Source organism: Streptomyces abyssalis, from assembly GCF_001751365.1.
Lineage (GTDB): Bacteria > Actinomycetota > Actinomycetes > Streptomycetales > Streptomycetaceae > Streptomyces > Streptomyces abyssalis.
Genome location: NZ_LJGT01000040.1, coordinates 101,454 through 119,765 on the forward strand (window position 1 = coordinate 101,454; position 18,312 = coordinate 119,765).

Here is an 18,312-nt window from a genome sequence, read left to right on the forward strand (position 1 = left end):
CCAAGGAGTGTGCGGGGGCCGGAGCCCGGGAGTCGGTTGCCGTCTCCTGCGAGGCGGCACAGGATGACCTGTTCGTCACGGCGACGGACAGGCCGCGTGCCGGAAGATCAAAGGCAAATCAAGGGGGAGCAAGGGGATGGTGGAGCTGCGGGATCTGGGATCTCAGGAGGACGCTCAAGACGGATACCGGCGAAGGCTCACGTACAACTTGTGGGGCTTGGCAGGGGCGTTGTGGCTGTTCGTGGTGATCGCCGCGGCCAAGGGGATCTTCTCGGCGGGCCTGCTCCTTCTCGCGCTCGTGCTGACCGGCGGGGCCGCGATCTGCGGCACGGGCCGCCGCCTCGGGAGTACGTGGATGTCTTTGGCGGGGGCGATGTCACTCATCGGTCTTGTTCTGATCGGGGTCTTCGACATCCTGTAGTCCGCTGGCCGCGTCCGGCTGCCGGCGCGTACGTCGGTGCTTGTACGCGCCGAACAGCGCGAGCGTCTCAGGGAGTTGGGAGTGGTGGGGCCGGGGCAGGCCGTCCGGCGGGAACCAGCCGAGGGCGTCGAATTTGTGCGGCTCGCCGATCTCGGCCTGAGCGGGGTCGACTTGGACGGCGAAGACGACGGCGACCCAGTGTGAGACGGGCCGGCCGCGCAGGATGTTGCGTACGCCGACGGTCTCGATCGTGAGCGGCGTCGCCCTGTACTCCTCTCGGACCTCTCGGGTGACGGCCTCCTCGAACGTCTCGCCGTGTTCGAGCGCACCCGCGCCGGTGTCCCACGTACCCGGCTCGTCCCGCGCGCCCGCGCCGCGACGGGCCAGCAGGATGCGGCCCGCGGCGTCGTGGCAGACGAAGACGCAGGAGACGGCCGGTGCCGTCAGCGCCCTGTCACGGGGAGAGTCACGGGGAGAGGCGGGCGGTGGTGTCGCGGTCATCGTCTTCGTTTCCCTTCGCCCCTTGTGCCCCGGTGGTGTCCCGGCAGCCCCGGGCGGGTCGCTCAGAAGTGGTCCGTCAGCTCGCGGAAGGTCCGCAGATGCAGAACCTGGGCGTCGGTGTCGTCGAGTTCGCCGTGTTCCAGGACCCAGGTGTGCGGGTTGGGTATGAAGACGGCGTTCATGCCGGCCTGGCGTGCGGGGAGGATGTCCGACTTCGGGGAGTTGCCGATCATCCAGCTCGTGGCGGGCGTGAGGCCGTGCATCTCGACGAACCGTCGGTACGTGGCGTCGTTCTTCTCCGGGACGATGCCGATCTCCCGGAAGTGATGAGCCAGTCGGGACATGTCGATCTTGCGCTGCTGCTCGTCCGGGTCGCCCTTGGTGAGCAGCAGGAGGTCGTGGCGGTCGCCGAGTGCGGTGAGCGTGTCGGCCACTCCGGGGATCAGCTCCACCTGCTGGTCGATGAGCGCCGCGGCCAGCTCCTTGATCTCGTCGTGCTCCCGGGCCGTGGCGGGCCTGCTGTGCAGCCGCTCGACGCAGTCGGCGAGGCTGCGCAGGAGCGGCTGGGTGCCGTACCCGTGCGTGACGGTGTTCGCCGCTTCGATGTCGTCGAGTACGGCGCGGAGTTGGAGCTTGTCGAGGGTGGGATGCGCCAGCCAGTCGAGGAAGTCCTCGATGACGCGCTCGAAGAGGACGTTGTTCTCCCACAGGGTGTCGTCGGCGTCGAAGACGAGCACCTGACGGTCGTGCCTCACCAACCTGGAACCTCCCCGGCCGCGTACGTCGCAGCTGGGACGCTAGCCGCGGGGAGTTGCGGCTTGCCAGGGGTTTTCGGGCGGGTCCGGTGGCGGTGGTGCAGCGGAGGAAGGCTGCAGTGGGGCGGACGGACGTTGAGCATGGGGCCGTCGTGGTTCTCCAACTCGTGGAAGTGAGCGGTTGAAGGGCGGTCGGCTGCGCACCTGACGGCTCCGGTTTCTCTTCCGCAGTGGGCGGTGGAGAGGATGACAGCCGTGGTGCCGGTACAGGAAGCGGCAGAGGGGAAGTTCGGTGCTGGAGGACGGCGGAGTCGAGGCGCGGCGAGGCAGGCCGTCCCGGGGCGCGGTGGCATGGGCGTGGCTGCGGAGATGGTTCTGGCGGTTCATGGCGGGCAGATCGGCCCGTACGTTCGTGTTCGCCGGGTTCTTCGGAGCGATGGGCATCGCCGGGGCGGTCCGGACCGTGGCGGTGGGCGGTCGGTATCTCACGGCCCTGGGTCAGTTGGGGCTCGGCCTTCTCGGGACCGGGCTCGCCGCGGCATGGATCGTCCAGTACGCGAACCGTCGGGGCTCGAGGAGAGGGGGCTGAAACGTCCGTCCGGTGCTCCGGATGCCCCGTGCGGCGAGCCCGCACGACCTGGCGGCTGCTACGGCGGCACAGCGTGCGTTCGCGTGGCTCATGCCGCCGGTTGTCGCATGTGCTCGCGGCGCAGCCACCTGCAACAACCCGGCCCGCCCGGTTCCTCCACGAGGCCCCTGAAGTCCTCTCACGGCCGCGCTCGCCGCGCCGGTTAACGTTGACTAACGTGCTGACCCGGTACGGAGATCCGAGCGAGGGAGACGACACGCATGGCCGCCGACACCTCCGCCACCCCTGAGGCCGGCCCCGCCGGCTGGGATGTGATGTACCGCGGAACGGTCTATCCCTGGCACTGCGACCAGATGGGCCACATGAACGTGATGTGGTACGTCGGCAAGTTCGACGAGGCGACCTGGCAGCTCTTCGCGAGCTTCGGCGTCACGCCCGACTATCTGCGCAACAGCGGCCGCGGCATGGTCGCCGTCGATCAACGGATCTCCTACCAGCGGGAGTTGCTTGCGGGGGACATCGTGGTGGTGCGCTCCGCGCTGCTGGAGGTGCGGGAGAAGGTGATCCGCTTCTGTCACCGGATGGAGAACGCGGCGACGGGTGAGGTGGCCGCGCTGACGGTGCTGACGGGCGTCCACTTCGACACGGAGGCGCGCCGCTCCCGGCCGCTCCCGGAGGAGTTGTCGAAGCGGGCACGGGCACTCGTGAGCGACTTCGACCCCGGTATCTGAGCCTGGGAGTGCGGACCCGGTCGCATCACCGGCGGCGAGCCAGTCGATGTGGCGGAAGCCGGCCGGTGGCCGGGTCAGCCGGCGGGCCGCCGTGCGGAGTTCTCCAGCCGTCCGATGCCGCTGATCTCGGTGACGAGGCGCGAGCCCTCCGTGAGGTGGCGCGGTGGCTTCAGCGTGTGGCCGGCGCCGCCGGGTGTGCCGGTGGCGATGACGTCGCCGGGGCGGAGGGTGAGGACGGTCGAGATGTAGCGGACCAGCTCGGCGGGGCCGAAGACCAGATCGGACGTGTCGGCCTTCTGCATCGTCTCGTCGTCCACCGAGCAGGTCATCGTCAGTGCGGGCGCGGTGCCGCCCGGCAGTTCGTCCGGCGTCACGAGGACAGGCCCGAGGGGTGTGGTGTTCTCGAAGGTCTTGCCTTGCAGCCACTGCTCGGTGCGGTACTGCCAGTCGCGCATGGTGACGTCGTTGAGGACGGTGAATCCCGCGATCGCACGCTCGGCCCGCGTGGCGTCGGCCCGTCGCACCGTGTCTCCGACGACGACGGCCAACTCGGCGCCCCAGTCGGGCTGTTCCGATTCCTCGGCGAGCTCGACGCTGTCGCGGGGACCTATGAGCGCGTCAGCGTACTTGGCGAACAGGGTGGGATGTCCGGGCAGTTCACGGCCCGTTTCGATGATGTGGTCGCGGTAGTTGGGGCCGACGCAGATCACCTTGCCGGGGCGGGGCACCACGGGTGCGAGGTCGGCGGTGTCGAGGGGGTGCGCGGCCGCGCCGGTGCCGGCCGCGGCTCCGGAGGGTGCCGTGGCGATGGCCGCCGTGTCCAGCCAGTCCTCCTCGGCGAGCAGTTCGCCGACGTCGGTGAATCCGAGCGCGGTGCAGGTGCCGTCGTCTGCGACGCGTACGGCTTCGGTGCGGCCGGCGGTGCGGACCGTGGCGAGCTTCAACGGGCCTTCCTTTCCCCGGATTGTCTGCGTTCCTGAGTGGGTGCCCGGTGTGGCGGCACGTACCCGGTCCGGGCGCGCCGGCGTATCCGTCGTTCTCAGGGCGAGCCAGGCGCTCAAGGGCCTGTCCGTGTGCTCCCGGCGGTACGCGGTATGGCCGGGCCGGGGCAGCCCGGCGGGCCCCGGCGACCCGTGGCCCCTGAGGCTTCAGGCCTGGAGGAAGTCCTGCAGGAGGCGGGTGAGGGAGCCCGGGGAGTCGACCCAGGGGTAGTGACCCGTGTCCTTGAGGGTGTGGAGGCGGGCGTTGGGGAATGACTCGGCGACCGCCTCGCCCGCGCGCATGCCCGTGACCGCGTCGAGGTCGCCGGTGACGACGAGGACGGGGGCTTCGACGCGGTGGAGTGCGTCCAGTACGGAGCGGCGTGACGGTTCGTCCACGCCCTGCCAGAACCCCGCCCGGGGCACGGGGTTGAGCTGGTCGCCCTCGGCGGCCGCGTGGGCCCGCTGGGGCGCCTCCCAGCGGGCGTAGGCCATGGGAGCGGCGCGGTGCAGCAGGGTACGGATCTCGTCCAAGTCCGTTGCCTGCTCCAGCAGTTGGACGGCGGTGTGCGCCTCCGCCCACCATTCGCCCTCCTCGGCACGGGAGTTGAAGATCTCCCGTGCGTCGTCGGGAAGTTCGCCCTGGAGACGGGAGCCGGGATTGAGCAGCACCAGGTGCGTGAGGCGGCCCGGGTGTGCGGCCGCGTACGTCTGCGCCGTGGCCGCCGCGGCATCGTGTGCGAGGAGCGCGAAACGGTCGAGGCCGAGGTGGCGGCGGAGCGCCTCGACGTCCTCCGCGAGGCGGGGGAAGGCGTACTCGTCCGGGTCGGACGCGGCAGGCGAATCGCCGGTGCCACGGGCATCGGGCACGACGAGCTGCCGGTACGCGCCGAGGCCGCCGAGGTCGCCCAGATAGGCCGCGTCGCGGGCCGGACCGCCGGCGAGGCACACCACGGGCGGCCGTTCCCGGCCGGGGGGAGAGCCGCCGAGGAGGTGGTAGCCGAGCCTGGCGCCGTCGTACGAGGAGAAGTGCGGCATACCCCTCAGCGTGCCCCAAGGAGGGGCGCGCAGCCGTCATCGCCGGATTCCCGACGGCGCGCCCAGGGTCTGCCCGTGCGACGCGCCCTAGGGCGAAAGGCCGACGCCACGGGCGTCGAAAGTCAGGTGCCGTGGCAGGCCGGGGGGCCATAGCGTGCCCGTATGACTGCATCTTGGGACGGACCGGGCGGGGCGGGGGATTCGCGCGGCGCGCACGGGGGTGCGGTGAAAGGGGGGCATGACGGGGGCGGTTCGGCCTCCCCGGCGCGGGTCCCGGTTCCGCTGCCGGTTCCGGCGCCCGCACCGGGCGGGGCGCCGCCGCTGCCCCGCCCCCGGCAGGAGACGGTTCTCAGCCGCGGATACCGGGCGCTGACGCTCGGCATCGTCTCCGTCGTCTTCCTCGTGGCCTTCGAGGCGACCGCCGTCGGTACGGCCATGCCCGTGGCCGCCGACGAACTCGACGGCGTGTCCGTCTACGCCTTCGCGTTCTCCGCCCTCTTCACCACCTCCCTGCTGGGCATGGTCGTCTCCGGCCAGTGGGCCGACCGGCGCGGGCCGCTGCCGCCGCTGGCGTGGGGCATCGGATCGTTCGGAGCGGGGCTGGTGCTGTCCGGCACGGCCGCCACGATGGGGATCTTCGTACTGGGCCGTGCGGTGCAGGGCATCGGCGGCGGGCTCCTCATCGTCGCGCTGTACGTGACGGTCAGCCGCGCCTATCCCGAGGTGCTGCGGCCGACCGTTCTGGCGTGCTTCGCCGCCGCCTGGGTGGTGCCGGCGGTGGTCGGCCCGCTGATCGCGGGTTCGGTCACCCAGCATCTGGGCTGGCGCTGGGTGTTCCTCGGCGTTCCGCTGCTGGTCGTGGTGCCGCTCGTGGTGATGCTGCCCGCGCTGCGGCGAGCGGCGTCGGGCCCGCTGCCGGGCAGGCCGGGTGAGCCCGGCAGGCCTGGTACCGGGCAGGGGCGTGTGGACCGCGGGCGGCTGAAGTACGCGCTGGCGCTCGCGACGGGCGCGGGGCTGCTGCAGTACGCGGGACAGGAGCCGGACCTGCTCGCGGCGCTCCCGGCCGCCGCGGGCGCGGCACTGCTCGTACCGGCGGCGCTGCGGCTGCTGCCACGCGGCACCTACCGGGCGGCGCGCGGGCTGCCCGCGGTGGTGCTGCTGCGCGGCATCGCGGCCGGCGGATTCGTCGTCGCGGAGAGCTTCGTGCCGCTGATGCTCGTCAGCCAGCGAGGGCTGTCGGTCACGATGGCCGGGCTGGCCCTGGCGGCCGGCGGTGCGACCTGGGCGCTCGGCTCCTTCACGCAGTCGCGGGCCCGGTTCGGGCCGTACCGGGAACGGCTGGCGCGGGGCGGGATGGTGCTGGTGACGGGAGCGGTCGCGTATTCGCCGGCCGTGCTGGCGGAGAGCGTGCCGGTGTGGACGCTGGCCGTCGCGATGGCCGTGGGCTGCTACGGCATGGGCCTGGTCATCTCCTCCACGAGCGTGTTGCTGCTCCAGCTGTCCGCGCCGGAGGAGGCGGGGAAGAACTCGGCCGCGCTGCAGATGTCCGACAGCCTCTCCAACGTGGTGCTGCTGGCCGCGACGGGTACGGCGTTCGCGCTGTTCGGCGGCGGCTCGGTGAGCGTGGGTGCGGGCGGCGGCGCCGGCGGCCACGCGGCGGCGGCCGCGGAGGGACGGCCCCTGGCGTTCGTCGCGGTCTACGCGGTCGCGGCGCTGGTTTGCGCGATGGGTGTGGGGGTCGCGGGGCGGCTGCGGGGGCAGGCATGAGTGGTGGTACCACTTTGGGGTCTGTACTGGTACCTTTTCGGTATGGCTATGAATCTGCGTCTGCCTGACGAAGTACAGGAGAGTCTCAAACAGCGCGCCGAGGAGGAGGGCCGCAGTATGCACGCCATTGTGGTCCAGGCAGTGGAGCGGTATCTGGTGGAGGAAGCGGATCGTGCAACGGTCCGCAAGTTGGGGGCGAAGTACGCGACCAGGCACGCGGACCTGCTCCGGCGGCTGGGGGAGTAGCCGGGTGAAGTACCTGACGGTGCAGGAAGCCCTGGACCTTGCCCAACTCGCTTGCTCCGAACAGGAGGTGGCCGTACGGGATGTCGGTCTCCTCTCATCAGCGCTGCTTCGGCCGAAGTCGCAGATGTTCGGAGTCGAGGCGTATCCGGATCTCTTCGAGAAGGCGGCGGCGCTGATGCACTCGCTCGTGCTGAACCGCCCTCTCGTGGACGGCAACAAGCGCCTCGCGTGGATGAGCACGGTCGTATTCCTCGACCTCAACGGGACGGATATGGCCGATGTCGACCAGGGAAGCGCATACGAACTCGTCATGGACATCGCGGCGGGCAAGACGGAGGACGTGGCGGTGATCGCGGACGGACTCCGTTCGCTGCGCACTGGCAGGTGATGGCCGCCCCGGGCGACGGAGCCCAACCGTAAGCGCCGATGCCCGGATGTTGTCCGAATCCAATTTCCGCTTATGGTTCGGGCATGTTCGATTCGCGGCACATACGTACGTTCCACGAAGTGGTGCGCGCCGGCTCGTACTCGGCGGCCGCGCGGACGCTCGGTTACACCCAGCCCGCGATCACCCAGCAGATGAAGGCGCTCGAACGGTCCGTCGGCACGCCCCTCTTCGTACGCGTCGGACGGCGGATGCGGCTCACCGAGGCAGGGGAGGCACTGGAGCGGCACGCCGGTGTGATCCTTGAACGGATCTCCGCGGCCCAGCAGCAGATGTCGGCGATCACCGGGCTGCGTGCCGGGCGGGTGCGCATGTGCGCGTTCCCCAGCGCCGGCGCAACGATCGTGCCTGAGGCGCTGGCGCGGCTGGCCGACGGGCACCCGGGCATACGGGTCGAACTGCAGGAGGCCGAGCCGCCGGACTCGATGCGGCGCGTCGCCGACGGCGAGTGCGACGTCACCCTCGCCTTCACCTATCCCGGTCTGCACGAGCAGGTCCCCGATGAGCTGGTCGAAATCCCGCTCATGGAGGACCAGTTGACCGTACTGCTGCCCACGGGGCATCCGATGGCACGGCGCCGCGCGGTGAAGCTCGCGGAGCTCGCGGACGAGCGGTGGATCGCCGGATGCCTGCGCTGCCGCGCCAACTTCCTTCATGAATGCGCGGAGCTGGGCTTCGCTCCGGACGTCGCCTTCACCACCGACGACATCCTCGTCGTGCAGAGCCTCGTCGCCGAGGGGCTCGGGATAGCGATGATGCCGGGGCTGGTGCTCTCCTTCCTCGTGCACCGGAAGGTCACCGGGCGGGCCCTGGACCCGGCGTCGCGCCGCCAGGTCTCCGCGTACGTGCTCCGCGAGCACCTCGACATCCCGGCGACGGCGCTCGTACTGGACGAGTTGAGGACGGCCGCCGCGAACCGCGTCGGCTGCTGAGCGGGGCGCGTGGGGCACGCGGGGGTACTCGGGACACGCGGCGCCCGGGCCGGTCGCGGGGCCTCAGGGCCGGGCGACGAGCGGCCGGCCGGTGGCCGGGCGTCCGCCGCCACGACCTCCGCCCGCCACCGCTCCCGCACCCGAAGTGCCGTTCCATAAGCGGTGTTTGGAGTGCCGCCAAGGAACAGTCGTTGGACGTGATGGGTCTCCGGTCCCACTCTGCGTACATGACCACTTCGACGCAGCACCCCACCGCGGAGACCGCCGAGCGCGGCGCACCCCGTACGACTGCGCAACTCGACGCCCTCGTCGGGGAAATACGCGAAGTGGTGAGGCGCGGCATGGCGCCCGACGTAACGGCCTACCTCGTCGGGGAGAAGCTCGCGCCACATCTCGGTGCGGGTGGCGGCGCGGGCGGCGCGGACGGTCTGCTCACGCCCGAGCAGCACGAGGGCGACCCCGAGCGCTACCGCCAGCATCTGCTGCACGCGGAGTCCGACGGCAGCTTCTCCCTCGTCGCGCTGGTGTGGCTGCCCGGCCAGTGCACGCCGGTGCACGACCACGTCTCCTGGTGCGTCACCGGAGTGCACCAGGGCGAGGAACACGAACGCCGCTACCGGCTGCTGCCCGCGGAGGAGGCCGGCGGGAGCGCGCGGCTCGTCGCGACGGAGGACGTGATCAATCCCGTCGGCGCGGTCTGCGGTTTCGCGCCGCCCGGCGACATCCACATGGTGTGGAACGGCTGCCGGGAGAAGGCCATTTCGCTCCACGTCTACGGCGCCGACGTCTCCCGTCTGGGCAGCAGCGTGCGACGGGTGTACGAGCTGCCGGCGGACCGCTGATGGCGCTGCTGGGGGAGCGCCCGCAGTCCGCGTCACCGTCCGCCGCGTCCAGCCCCGCGGCGCCCGCCTCTGCCACGCCCGCGACCCCTGCCACCCCCGCGGGGCCCGCCCGTGCCACCGCCCGCCCGGCGCGCCCGCCCGGCAAGGTGCCCGGGCTCGCGCTCGCCGCGCTGGGCGTCGCCGCCGCCGGTACCGTGCATCTGGCGCTGCCCGCCGTGCCGATGCTGACGGCCGCGGTCGTCCTCGGCGTCCTCGCCGCTCATCTCCCGGGTACGCGGACGCTCGTGGGCGGCATGGCCCGGCCGGGCCTTTCCTTCGCGGGCAAACGGCTCATGCGGCTCGGCGTGGTGCTGCTCGGGCTGAAGCTGAGCGCCGGCGACATCATCGGGCTCGGCTGGAGCACCGTCGCGATGGTGTTCGTGGTCGTCGCGGCGACCTTCACCGGCACGGTGTGGCTGGGCAGGAGGCTGGGCCTCCCCGGCGATCAGCCGCTCCTCGTCGCCACCGGCTACTCGATCTGCGGAGCATCCGCGATCTGCGCCGTCAGCGAGGTCCGGGAGAGCGAGGAGCGCGACGTCGCCACCTCGGTCGCGCTCGTGACGCTCTGCGGCACGCTCGCCATCGCCGTACTTCCGCTGCTGCAGCAGCCGTTGGGCCTGGACGCGGGACAGTTCGGACGGTGGGTCGGCGCGGGCGTGCACGACGTCGGCCAGGTCGTCGCCACCGCGCAGACCGCCGGAGAGCACGCGCTGGGCCAGGCGGTGCTCGTGAAGCTGATGCGCATCGCGCTGCTCGCGCCCCTGGTGGCGGCCGTCGTGCTGTCCGTACGGGCACGCAGCAGGCGGGCCGCGGCCGGTGTGCCTGGTGCCGGGGCCTCCGGGGCGGCAGCCACCGGTGCGCGGGACCGGCGGCCGCCGCTGGTCCCGCTGTTCGTCGCCGGCTTCCTTCTAATGGTCGCCGTGCGCACCACCGGATGGCTCCCGGCCGGTGCACTGGGATTCGCGGCCACGGTGCAGGAACTGCTCCTCGCCGCCGCCCTGTTCGGCCTCTGCAGCTCCGTTCACCTGCCGACCCTCGCCCGTACGGGAAGCAGGGTCGCCGCCCTCGGGCTGTGCTCGTGGATCGTGATCGCGGGAGTGTCGTACGGCGGCGTGCTGCTGACGACGTGACGCGGGCGCCCGCCTCGCGTGCGAGCGGTGGGGCGGCCGGTGCGGACGGCCGGTGATGACGCCCGGTGCGCGTGTGCTGTGTGCGGTACGGGCGCGCACGGCCGGTGTGCCCGACTTCCGCCGCACACCGGGGTGATCCACCGGAAACGGACTCCCCAAGAGGGCTGTCACCCCCCGCCGGTAGGCTGAAGCCGCCCGAGGGCCTGTCGGCAGACCCTCGCCCAGAAGCGGACGACCACGCCACGACCACGCGACGACCACGCCACCGACCCCCTCCGGAGCCCGTGACTACCAGCACTTCCTCCACCAGCCACCACCTGTCGCCCGCCTTCCCCGGCCGCGCTCCCTGGGGCACGGCCAGCAAGCTGCGCGCGTGGCAGCAGGCGGCGATGGACTCGTATCTCCAGCAGCAGCCACGGGACTTCCTCGCCGTCGCCACCCCCGGCGCCGGCAAGACGACCTTCGCGCTCACCCTCGCCTCCTGGCTCCTGCACCACCACGTCGTGCAGCAGGTGACCGTCGTCGCGCCGACCGAACACCTCAAGAAGCAGTGGGCGGAGGCCGCGGCGCGGATAGGCATCAAGCTCGACCCGGACTACAGCGCGGGCCCGCTCAGCAAGGAATACCACGGTGTCGCGGTGACGTACGCGGGCGTGGGCGTACGGCCGATGCTGCACCGCAACCGCGTCGAGCAGCGCAAGACCCTCGTCATCCTCGACGAGATCCACCACGCCGGCGACAGCCGCTCCTGGGGCGAGGCCTGCCAGGAGGCGTTCGAACCGGCCACCCGGCGGCTCGCCCTCACCGGCACGCCGTTCCGCTCCGACACCAACCCCATCCCGTTCGTGGACTACGCGGAGGACGGCGACGGCGTGCGCCGCTCCGTCGCCGACTACACCTACGGCTACGGCAACGCGCTGGGCGACGGCGTCGTGCGGCCCGTCATCTTCCTCTCCTACAGCGGCAACATGCGCTGGCGCACAAAGTCCGGCGACGAGATCGAGGCCCGCCTCGGCGAGCCGATGACCAAGGACGCCGTCTCCCAGGCCTGGCGCACGGCCCTCGACCCGCACGGCGAGTGGATGCCGTCCGTGCTGGGCGCCGCCGACCGGCGGCTGAGCGAGGTGCGCAAGGCCGTCCCGGACGCCGGCGGCCTGGTGATCGCCAGCGACCAGGACTCGGCACGCGCGTACGCGAAGCTCCTCCGCGAGGTCACGGGCGCGGAAGCCACGCTCGTACTGTCCGACGACTCCGGCGCCTCCCAGCGCATCGAGGACTTCCGCAGCTCCCAGGCACGGTGGATGGTCGCCGTCCGCATGGTCTCCGAGGGCGTGGACGTCCCGCGCCTCTCGGTCGGCGTCTACGCCACGACGATCTCCACGCCGCTCTTCTTCGCGCAGGCCGTCGGCCGCTTCGTACGGTCGCGGCGGCGCGGCGAGACGGCGTCGGTCTTCCTGCCGACCATCCCGATGCTGATGACCTTCGCGCACGAGATGGAGGTCGAACGCGACCACGTCCTCGACAAGCCCAAGAAGGACGGCGAGGACGACCCGTACGCGGAAGAGGCCGACCTCCTGAAGGAAGCCGAACGCGAACAGGACGAGGACACCGGCGACCAGGACGAACTGCCCTTCGAGGCCCTTGAGTCGGACGCGGTCTTCGACCGGGTCATGTACGACGGCGCGGAGTTCGGCATGCAGGCACACCCGGGCAGCGACGAGGAGCAGGACTACCTCGGCATCCCGGGGCTGCTGGAGCCGGATCAGGTGCAGACGCTCCTCCAGAAGCGGCAGGCGCGGCAGATCGCGCACAGCAGGAAGAAGCCGGACTCCGACGCGGACCTTCTGGAACTGCCCGCGGACCGGCGCCCCGTCGTCACCCACAAGGAACTGCTGGAGCTGCGCAAGCAGTTGAACGGACTCGTGGGGGCGTACGTCCACCAGAGCGGGAAGCCGCACGGGGTGATCCACAATGAGCTGCGGCGGGTGTGCGGAGGGCCGACGAGCGCGGAGGCGACGGCGGGGCAGCTCGAACAGCGCATAGCGAAGGTGCGGGAGTGGGCCACGCGCATGAAGTGAGCGGCGGGCGGCCCGGCGGTCCGGGCGGTCGGCATCCCGGGGGGTCGGTGGCGGCCAGGAGGTGAGGACGTCCGGCCGCACCGGGTTCAGCGGGCCTCGGTGACCGTGAGCCCCGCGTCGGCCGCGGCGTCGAAGCGGTCGTCGATGAGGACGACGGGCAGCCCCGCGGCGTCCAGCAGGGAAGCGGCGATCGCCGCGCGCATCCCGCTCGCACAGTGGACCCACACCCTGCCCGTCGGCACCTCGCCGATGCGTCCGTGCACCTCGCCGATGCGTCCGTGCACCTCACCGATGCGTCCGTGCAGCTCGTGGACGGGGATGTGCAGCGAGCCGCTGATGTGTCCGCGTGCCCGTTCGGAGTGGCGGCGCACATCCAGCACGACGTCGCCCTCGGCGCGGGCGGCCAGGTCCGCGAAGCCCGCGCGCGGGAACGACGCGAGGTCCTCCCCGCTCCGCGCCCAGCCGGACGGGCCGCCGGTGGCTGCCGCGACCGGACGGTCGATTCCCACGAGGGCCAACTCCCGCTGCGCGTCCGCGACTTGTTCCGGGCTCTCGCCCAGCAGCGTCACGGGCTTGCCCCAGGGGATCAGCCAGGCGAGATACGTTCCCAGCCTGCCGTCGCCCTCGAAGTTGTACGCGCCCGCGAGATGACCGCCGGCGAAGGCGGCCCGGTCACGCAGGTCCACCACCCACTCACCGGCCGCCAGCCGCGCGGCGATCTGCTCCGCGCCGGCCTGCCGCGGCGGCGTGAGATCCACCGGCGCGGGGCCTTCGGCGTTGATGGGGCCCATGTGCACGTAGTACGCCGGGATGTCGTCGAGCCCGGCGAGCAGCCGCGATACGAAGGTGTCCACGTCCAGCGTGAGCGCGTCGTTCTCCTTCCGCTCGGCGCCGATCGTGGTGGTCTTCCCTTCGGCCTGCACGGAGGTGCAGAAGCTGCCGAATCCGTGCGTGGGCAGCACCTCCACGTCGTCGTCGAGCTTGTCGGCGAGGCGGTGAGCGGATGCGTGCTGGGCCCTGGCGAGCCGCTCCGTCAGCCGCGGCTCCACGAGGTCGGGGCGGCCGACCGCGCCGATCAGCAGCGATCCGCCGGTGAAGACGGCCAGCCCGTGGCCGCCCTCCTCCAGGACGTACGAGGTGTGGTGCGGCGTATGACCGGGGGTGGCCAGGGCGCGCAGCGTCAGAGCGCCTGGACCGCCCTCGACGGTGCGGATGTCGCCGTCCGCGACGGGCGTACGGGGGAAGGAGACCTCCGCCCCCGCGGGCACCAGGTAACGGGCGCCGGTCAGGCGGGCGAGCTGCAGGCCGCCGGTGACGTAGTCGTTGTGCACGTGGGTCTCCGCCACGTACGCGATGCGTACGCCGCGGCGGGCGGCGGCGGTGACGACGCGGTCGATGTCCCGCGGCGGATCGACGGCCACGGCGGTGTCCGCGCCGCCGGCCAGATAGCTGTGGTTGCCCAGGCCCCGTGTCTCCAGGGTGTCGACGAACACGGCTGTGGCCCCCTTGTCACGCGCTGTCCGGGATGTGGGTGTGGCGTGGGCCGGGTACCCGGGAGGACGGCGTCAATCCGTGGGACGAGCGTATTGCGCTGGCGCGCGGCTTGCCTGGTGTGCGCCTCCGGTGGGTTTCTGGTTCCGGGTGCGTGCCGCTGCGGCGGCGGCTCCGGGAAGGCACGATTTACCTCCCTGAACCCGGTACGAGCTGTCGTGCTGCCCTTCATATACCGGTCCGCAAATCGCGCTTGATTTTCCCGGAGCCACCGCCTCCGCGTCCCACCCCCTCCGGTCGTCCTAGCGGCTTTCCCCTCGTGGTCTCCACACGGATGGCAGGCCGCTGCCGTGCGGACCTTTCGGCACGTGTACGTGCCTTGCGGCTCCAACCATCCGCGTTCAAGGGCCCGTTGAATCCTGGAGTGGTCCGAGAGCGGCAGCAGGTCCGACGGGAGGACGAGGCAACCGGCCGGTGGCCACCAACCGGAAGCCGCCGGCGGACGGGAGGGGGCGGGACGCGCAGGGGTGCGTGTCCGGACGCTTGCCCGTGATTTGTCGACCGGCACATGAAGGGCTGAATAAGCAGGCTGACGGTTCAGGGAGGTAAATCATGGGTCCGGACATGTACCCCGGAGCGGCACGCACCCGGCACCCGCCACGAACCGACTGCGTATCGGCGCCACCCGGCGCCACCCGGCGCCGCCCGCCGCCGGACCCGGGACGTGACCGGATTCTGGACAGACTCTTCCGGTCAGCGGAGTCGGTCGCTAAGTTGCAAGGTCACAACGCGATCCCGGCCACGGCTATGCCCCCCACCGCTACGCCCCCACCCGGTGCCGCCCCCCACCGACCCGAGGAGAGGAGCGTCGTGACTGCGGAGACCTCTCAGACGCTCGACCGTGGACTGCGCGTCCTCAAGCTGCTCGCCGACACGGATCACGGCCTGACCGTGACGGAGCTGTCCAACAAGCTCGGCGTCAACCGCACCGTCGTCTACCGGCTGCTCGCCACGCTGGAGCAGCACTCCCTCGTACGGCGTGACTTGGGCGGCCGTGCCCGCGTCGGCCTGGGTGTGCTGCGGCTGGGCCGGCAGGTGCATCCGCTCGTACGGGAGGCGGCCCTGCCCGCGCTGCGCTCGCTGGCCGAGGAGGTCGGGGCGACGGCGCACCTGACCCTCGTGGACGGTACGGAGGCGCTCGCCGTGGCCGTCGTCGAGCCGAGCTGGACGGACTACCACGTCGCGTACCGCACCGGATTCCGGCACCCCCTCGACAAGGGTGCCGCCGGGCGCGCCATCCTCGCGGGCCGCGGGCCCGACCACGAGCTGGGCCCCGGGTTCGTGCTCACGCACGGCGAGTTGGAGGCGGGTGCCGGCGGTGCGGCCGCTCCGGTGCTGGGCGTCACGGGGATCGAGGGCAGTGTGGGAGTGGTGATGCTGACGGACTCCGTACCGCCGCAAGTGGGGGAGCGCGTGGTGCGGGCGGCGCAGGAAGTGGCCGACGCGCTGCGCTGAGGCGCGCATTGTTAGGTTGCCGGGGTGAACACACCCCGGCCCTCGCTGCTCTCCAGGCTTCGCTCCTCGCGGCGCCGGCTCACCTCGCGGCAGCGCACGCTTCTTGTCTGCGCCATGCCGCTCGCCGCGCTGCTCGCCGTAGCGGCCCTCGCGCCGCTGCCCTTCGCGCTCGCGCAGCCCGGCCTCACCGCGAACGTGATCGGCGACAGCAAGAACAAACCGGTCATCACGATCTCGGGTGAGAAGGCCCGGAAGACGGGCAGTGACGACGGCAAGCTGCTGATGACGACGATCGCCGCGACGCAGCCGGGCGCGACGGTGCGCCTCCCGGACGTCGTGGAGAGCTGGTTCCGTACGGACCGGGCGGCGATGCCGACCGAGGCCGTCTACCCGGTGGGCGACAGCCTCGACGAGATCGAGAAGCACAACAAGGGCGAGATGCGGAAGTCGCAGAGCGCGGCGGTCAAGGCGGCCCTGCGGCAGCTGCACAAGTCACCGGAGGACGTGGAGATCTCGCTGCGCCTCGCCGACGTGGGCGGCCCCAGCGCGGGCCTGTTCTTCTCGCTCGGCATCATCGACAAGCTCGGCGGCGACGGTGCCGGGCGGGGCGGCGGCCTCACCGGCGGCCGGATCGTCGCGGGTACGGGCACGATCAAGGCGGACGGCACGGTGGGCCCTGTCGGCGGTGTGCCGCTGAAGACGAAGGCGGCGAAGCGGGACGGCGCGAGCGTCTTCCTCGTGCCGCGCGCCGAGTGCGCCGACGCCCGGGCGGAGCGGCCCAAGGGCCTTCGCCTGGTGCCGGTCGACACGCTCGGGGGCGCCGTGAAGGCCCTGAACGCGCTCAAGGACGGCGGCCGGGTCCCTGCCTGCTGAGCAGTCCGGCCGGCCGGGTCCCAGCCGCCGCCCGGCCGTCCCCTCCTTCAGCCCGTCTTGATGAAGCCCTCCCGCACCAGCCAGTCCTTGGCGACGTCGTGCGGGTCCTGGCCCTCGACGTCCACCTTGGCGTTCAGCTTCTGCGCCATCTTGTTGTTGAGCGCCTTGGTGATGGGTGCGAGCAGCCCGGCGATCTCCGGGTGCTCCTTCATCGTCCCGGCGTTCATCTCCGGGGCGACGTTGTAGTTCGGGAAGAACTTCCTGTCGTCCTCGATGATCTTCAGTTTCAGCGCGGGAATGCGGCCGTCGGTCGCGGCGATCGCGCCGAACGTGCAGGGCTTGCCCTTGGCCGTCTGGGTGTAGACGACGCCGCCGGCCATCTTGTGCACCTGCCCGGAAGGGAACCTCATGCCGTACTTCTTCGCCATGCCCGGGAGGCCGTCCTGCCTGGAGGCGAACTCGTTCTCCACGCACACGCTGGCCGCGTTCGGCTGCTTGCGGGACAGTTCGGCGACGTCGGAGAGCGTCCTGATGCCGTACTTCTTCTGCAGCTTGTCGCTGATGACGAGCGCGTAGGTGTTGTCGAGCTCGGAGGGCGCCAGCCATTCGAGACCGTTGGCACGGTCCTCCTTGCGTACGGCCTTCCACTGCTCGACGGGATCGGTCACGGGCTTGGTGTGGCCGAGGTAGGTGATCCAGGACGTGCCGGTGTACTCGTACATGCCGTCGGCCGTGCCGGACTCGACGGCCGAGCGTGCGCCGATGGAGCCCTGGACGGCGGTGCGGTCGACGACATCGGCCCCGGCCGCCCGGAAGACCAGCCCCATGATCTTGCCGAGGATGACCTGTTCGGTGAACTCCTTGGAGGTGACGGTCAGTTGGGCCCCTTTGAGGGGCTGTCCTGCGCCGACCTTCCCCGGGCTCACCTTGTCGCTCATGGGGCTGCCGCTGACCAGGCCGCAGCCGCTGAGCGTGCCGGTGAGCGCCAGGGCCGCCGTGCCGGCGGCGAGTGCGTGCGTACGCCCGTGCCTGCGCATCAGGACGATCCCTCCAAGCCGCGCGGGCGCAGCAGCAGTTCGACGAGTGAGGCGAGCCAGTCGATCAGCAGCGCCAGCGCGACGGTGAGTATCGAGCCGAGCATCAGCACCGGCATCCGCTGGTTGGTGATACCGGAGGAGATCAGGTCGCCGAGGCCGCCTCCGCCGATGAAGGTGGCGAGAGTGGCGGTGCCCACGTTGAGTACGAGGGCGTTGCGGATGCCGGCGAGGATCAGCGGTACGGCCAGCGGCAGTTCCACCTTCACCAGCACACCGGGTGACGACATCCCGATGCCCTTGGCGGCCTCGGTCAGACCGGGGTCGATGTTGCGCAGACCGGTGATGGTGTTGGCGAGCACGGGCAGCACCGCGTAGACGACCATGCCGACGATCGCGGTGGTCTGGCCGATGTTCAGCCAGAACACCAGCAGCACCAGGAGCCCGAGGGAGGGCACGGCCTGACCCAGGTTCGCGGCCGCCATGGCGACCGGGGTCGCCCTGCGCAGCTTCGGACGGGTGAGGGCGATGCCCAGCGGTATCGCGATGATCAGCACGAAGAACGTGGAGATCACGGTCATCTCGATGTGCTGGCCCAGGCGCAGGGCGACATTGCCGTCCGCGAGCGAGTTGCGGGCGATCGTGTCGAGTTCGGCACTCCGGAACCACAGCCACGTGCCGAGCAGTACGAGCGTGAGCACGCCCGGCAAGATCGTCAGCTTCTGCCAGGTGAGCCTGTCGCGCAGCCGTTCGCCGGCGTAGACGGCCGTGGTCCCCGGCTCGCCGGTCCCGGTCCCGGTCCCGGCCCCCGGCCCGGTCTGCGGTGCCGGCTGCTGCCGCTGCTCGTCCGCCGCCGCGGTGGCTGTCCCGCCCGTGTTCCCGCCAGTGTTCCCGGCGGTGTCCCC

19 protein-coding genes are annotated in these 18,312 nt (G+C 71.5%); 12 read left to right on the top strand and 7 right to left on the bottom strand.

Annotated features, from left to right (window positions below; genetic code table 11):
• Positions 1-217 precede the first annotated feature (217 nt).
• On the top strand, positions 218-421 hold the full coding sequence (locus AN215_RS15400; RefSeq protein ID WP_139140749.1) for a hypothetical protein: 204 nt from the start codon (positions 218-220) through the stop codon (positions 419-421).
• Here the strand turns inward: AN215_RS15400 and AN215_RS15405 are convergent.
• Together AN215_RS15405 and AN215_RS15410 are read right to left on the bottom strand one after the other, a co-directional pair.
• Positions 377-922, bottom strand: coding sequence for an NUDIX domain-containing protein (locus tag AN215_RS15405; RefSeq protein WP_079123087.1), 546 nt, complete (start codon positions 920-922; stop codon positions 377-379). The two genes, AN215_RS15400 and AN215_RS15405, sit on opposite strands and share 45 nt — an antisense overlap.
• A gap of 62 nt (positions 923-984) precedes the next feature.
• Entirely contained in the window at positions 985-1,677 is a 693-nt protein-coding gene (locus AN215_RS15410) for an HAD family hydrolase (protein WP_070013574.1), read from the bottom strand.
• A 292-nt stretch (positions 1,678-1,969) separates the two neighbouring features.
• On the opposite strand from AN215_RS15410, the gene AN215_RS15415 reads away from it, so the two are divergent.
• Positions 1,970-2,266 (top strand): hypothetical protein, encoded by a 297-nt coding sequence (locus tag AN215_RS15415; RefSeq protein ID WP_070013575.1) that lies wholly within the window; start codon positions 1,970-1,972, stop codon positions 2,264-2,266.
• Between the two features lie 260 nt (positions 2,267-2,526).
• Complete coding sequence (locus tag AN215_RS15420) at positions 2,527-2,997, top strand: acyl-CoA thioesterase (RefSeq protein ID WP_216093869.1); 471 nt, start codon at positions 2,527-2,529, stop codon at positions 2,995-2,997.
• 74 nt (positions 2,998-3,071) lie between these two features.
• On the opposite strand, the gene AN215_RS15425 is transcribed toward AN215_RS15420, so the two are convergent.
• Positions 3,072-3,941, bottom strand: a complete 870-nt coding sequence (locus tag AN215_RS15425; protein ID WP_070013576.1) for a fumarylacetoacetate hydrolase family protein — start codon at positions 3,939-3,941, stop codon at positions 3,072-3,074.
• Positions 3,942-4,145: 204 nt separating this feature from the next.
• Positions 4,146-5,015, bottom strand: coding sequence for an alpha/beta fold hydrolase (locus AN215_RS15430; RefSeq protein WP_070013577.1), 870 nt, complete (start codon positions 5,013-5,015; stop codon positions 4,146-4,148).
• A 162-nt stretch (positions 5,016-5,177) separates the two neighbouring features.
• On the opposite strand from AN215_RS15430, the gene AN215_RS15435 reads away from it, so the two are divergent.
• The 7 genes from AN215_RS15435 to AN215_RS15465 all read left to right on the top strand — a co-directional run bounded on the left by AN215_RS15435 (position 5,178) and on the right by AN215_RS15465 (position 12,494).
• Complete coding sequence (locus AN215_RS15435; protein WP_079123088.1) at positions 5,178-6,782, top strand: MFS transporter; 1,605 nt, start codon at positions 5,178-5,180, stop codon at positions 6,780-6,782.
• Between the two features lie 48 nt (positions 6,783-6,830).
• Positions 6,831-7,028 carry an Arc family DNA-binding protein gene (locus AN215_RS15440; RefSeq protein ID WP_070013958.1) on the top strand — a complete coding sequence of 66 codons (198 nt, stop codon included), beginning with the start codon at positions 6,831-6,833 and terminating at the stop codon, positions 7,026-7,028.
• 4 nt (positions 7,029-7,032) lie between these two features.
• Positions 7,033-7,416 (top strand): type II toxin-antitoxin system death-on-curing family toxin, encoded by a 384-nt coding sequence (locus AN215_RS15445; RefSeq protein WP_070013578.1) that lies wholly within the window; start codon positions 7,033-7,035, stop codon positions 7,414-7,416.
• Between the two features lie 83 nt (positions 7,417-7,499).
• Complete coding sequence (locus tag AN215_RS15450; protein ID WP_070013579.1) at positions 7,500-8,405, top strand: LysR family transcriptional regulator; 906 nt, start codon at positions 7,500-7,502, stop codon at positions 8,403-8,405.
• Between the two features lie 227 nt (positions 8,406-8,632).
• Complete coding sequence (locus tag AN215_RS15455) at positions 8,633-9,247, top strand: cysteine dioxygenase family protein (protein ID WP_070013959.1); 615 nt, start codon at positions 8,633-8,635, stop codon at positions 9,245-9,247.
• Positions 9,247-10,416, top strand: coding sequence for a YeiH family protein (locus AN215_RS15460; protein ID WP_070013580.1), 1,170 nt, complete (start codon positions 9,247-9,249; stop codon positions 10,414-10,416). Before AN215_RS15455 ends, AN215_RS15460 begins: the two co-directional genes overlap by 1 nt.
• Before the next feature lie 284 nt (positions 10,417-10,700).
• Entirely contained in the window at positions 10,701-12,494 is a 1,794-nt protein-coding gene (locus AN215_RS15465) for a DEAD/DEAH box helicase (RefSeq protein WP_070013581.1), read from the top strand.
• Between the two features lie 86 nt (positions 12,495-12,580).
• Here the strand turns inward: AN215_RS15465 and AN215_RS15470 are convergent, their stop codons facing one another.
• Entirely contained in the window at positions 12,581-13,987 is a 1,407-nt protein-coding gene (locus AN215_RS15470) for an MBL fold metallo-hydrolase (RefSeq protein WP_070013582.1), read from the bottom strand.
• Positions 13,988-14,855: 868 nt separating this feature from the next.
• Between AN215_RS15470 and AN215_RS15475 the strand changes: the two genes are divergently transcribed.
• Entirely contained in the window at positions 14,856-15,500 is a 645-nt protein-coding gene (locus AN215_RS15475; RefSeq protein WP_070013583.1) for an IclR family transcriptional regulator, read from the top strand.
• 114 nt (positions 15,501-15,614) lie between these two features.
• A complete protein-coding gene (locus AN215_RS15480) occupies positions 15,615-16,373 on the top strand; it encodes a hypothetical protein (RefSeq protein ID WP_070013585.1) in 759 nt (252 codons plus the stop codon).
• A gap of 47 nt (positions 16,374-16,420) precedes the next feature.
• Here the strand turns inward: AN215_RS15480 and AN215_RS15485 are convergent, their stop codons facing one another.
• On the bottom strand, positions 16,421-17,410 hold the full coding sequence (locus AN215_RS15485; protein WP_070013586.1) for a glycine betaine ABC transporter substrate-binding protein: 990 nt from the start codon (positions 17,408-17,410) through the stop codon (positions 16,421-16,423).
• Positions 17,410-18,153, bottom strand: a complete 744-nt coding sequence (locus tag AN215_RS15490; protein ID WP_107374405.1) for an ABC transporter permease — start codon at positions 18,151-18,153, stop codon at positions 17,410-17,412. The genes AN215_RS15485 and AN215_RS15490 overlap by 1 nt, the downstream gene beginning before the upstream one ends.
• Positions 18,154-18,312: the final 159 nt, after the last annotated feature.

Bases quoted from the DNA above. Each gene is read 5' to 3' on its own strand.
- AN215_RS15405 (WP_079123087.1), bottom strand. From the start codon at position 922: ATGACCGCGACACCACCGCCCGCCTCTCCCCGTGACTCTCCCCGTGAC.
- AN215_RS15420 (WP_216093869.1), top strand. From the start codon at position 2,527: ATGGCCGCCGACACCTCCGCCACCCCTGAGGCCGGCCCCGCCGGCTGG.
- AN215_RS15430 (WP_070013577.1), bottom strand. From the start codon at position 5,015: ATGCCGCACTTCTCCTCGTACGACGGCGCCAGGCTCGGCTACCACCTC.
- AN215_RS15435 (WP_079123088.1), top strand. From the start codon at position 5,178: ATGACTGCATCTTGGGACGGACCGGGCGGGGCGGGGGATTCGCGCGGC.
- AN215_RS15440 (WP_070013958.1), top strand. From the start codon at position 6,831: ATGAATCTGCGTCTGCCTGACGAAGTACAGGAGAGTCTCAAACAGCGC.
- AN215_RS15450 (WP_070013579.1), top strand. From the start codon at position 7,500: ATGTTCGATTCGCGGCACATACGTACGTTCCACGAAGTGGTGCGCGCC.
- AN215_RS15455 (WP_070013959.1), top strand. From the start codon at position 8,633: ATGACCACTTCGACGCAGCACCCCACCGCGGAGACCGCCGAGCGCGGC.
- AN215_RS15460 (WP_070013580.1), top strand. From the start codon at position 9,247: ATGGCGCTGCTGGGGGAGCGCCCGCAGTCCGCGTCACCGTCCGCCGCG.
- AN215_RS15480 (WP_070013585.1), top strand. From the start codon at position 15,615: ATGCCGCTCGCCGCGCTGCTCGCCGTAGCGGCCCTCGCGCCGCTGCCC.
- AN215_RS15485 (WP_070013586.1), bottom strand. From the start codon at position 17,410: ATGCGCAGGCACGGGCGTACGCACGCACTCGCCGCCGGCACGGCGGCC.